2 protein-coding genes are annotated in these 1,495 nt (G+C 37.7%); both read left to right on the forward strand.

Annotation, left to right across the window (positions count from 1 at the left end; genetic code table 11):
* Window positions 1–238: DUF1146 family protein (locus tag RT405_RS13150; protein ID WP_313470280.1), on the forward strand; the 238-nt coding region annotated here is incomplete at its 5' end.
* Between the two features lie 130 nt (window positions 239–368).
* Window positions 369–1,495: UDP-N-acetylglucosamine 1-carboxyvinyltransferase (gene murA / locus RT405_RS13155; RefSeq protein WP_313470281.1), on the forward strand; the 1,127-nt coding region annotated here is incomplete at its 3' end.

A 1,495-nucleotide genomic window follows, 5' to 3' on the forward strand; every position in this document is an offset into this window, starting at 1 on the left:
TAAAGAAATGAGTTTTATAGGTATTCAAGCATTGATTAGTATCGGATCTCATGTTTTTTTCATATTGGTATCTTTTTGGGCTTTAAAAGCCTTAATGATTGAAAAATGGATTAAAAAAAACCACGTTGGACAAGCAAAACTAATTTACTTGTTTTTGTCAATTACAATTGGATATACAGTAAGTTCATTTGTGATAGAATTTATTCTGATGTCAAGAAACTTAATCTTTTTGTTCTAAATTTTTACATGTTAAAAATTAAAGAATTGAAACTAAACTGACTTCTATGCTATAATATGCAAGATTGCTGTAAATTGTTAGAGCGACAGGCTTAGGTAGTTGGCAACAGAAATTTCGGAGGGATAGAATCATGAAAAAGATGATTATTCGCGGCGGTAAACGTCTTGAAGGAACAGTAAAAGTAGAAGGCGCAAAAAATGCTGTTTTACCCATTTTAGCAGCATCCATCTTGGCAAGCAAAGGGCAAAGCAAATTAAGTAATGTGCCGATTTTGTCAGATGTTTTTACAATAAATGAAGTATTACACCACTTAAATTTAACCGTTGATTTTAATGAAACCGATAAAGAAATTACATTAGATGCTTCAGGAGAATTGAATTTTGAAGCTCCATTTGAATATGTTAGTAAAATGCGTGCCTCAATTGTTGTGATGGGCCCGCTTTTAGCACGGCTGGGTCATGCTAAAGTTGCATTGCCAGGCGGCTGTGCGATTGGAACACGACCAATTGATTTGCATTTAAAAGGATTCGAAGCGATGGGTGCCAGAGTACATATTGAAAATGGCTATATCGAAGCTTTCGCAGACACATTAAAAGGGGCTCGCATTTACTTGGACTTCCCGAGTGTGGGAGCAACGCAAAATATTATGATGGCTGCTACATTAGCAGAAGGCACTACGACCATTGAAAACGTCGCTCGTGAACCTGAAATCGTCGATTTAGCTAATTTCTTAAATCGAATGGGTGCTAAAGTCTTCGGAGCCGGAACAGAAACGATCCGGATCGAAGGAGTTGAAACACTAGTCGGCACGGACCATAGCATTATTCCTGACCGGATTGAAGCAGGAACATTCATGGTAGCTGCAGCAGCAACAAAAGGAAATATCTTTATTGAAGATGCTGTTTCTGAACACAATAAACCATTGATTTCAAAATTAACAGAAATGGGTGTTCAATTCATTGAAGAAAAAAATGGCTTACGCGTTATTGGACCTGAAAAATTAAAAGCTACAGATGTTAAAACGATGCCGCATCCAGGTTTTCCGACTGATATGCAAGCTCAGATCACCATTGCACAAGTGGTAGCTGAAGGCACAAGTACAATGAAAGAAACGGTATTTGAAAATCGTTATATGCATATGGAAGAACTTCGTAAAATGAACGGCTCGTTTACTGTGGAGAATCAAACATTAGTGATTTATGGCCCTGCTAAATTGCAAGGAGCTGAAGTTGCGGCAACCGATTTAAGAGCAGCAGC

The sequence above is a fragment of the Carnobacterium sp. genome, from assembly GCF_032094055.1.
Classification (GTDB): Bacteria; Bacillota; Bacilli; order Lactobacillales; family Carnobacteriaceae; genus Carnobacterium_A.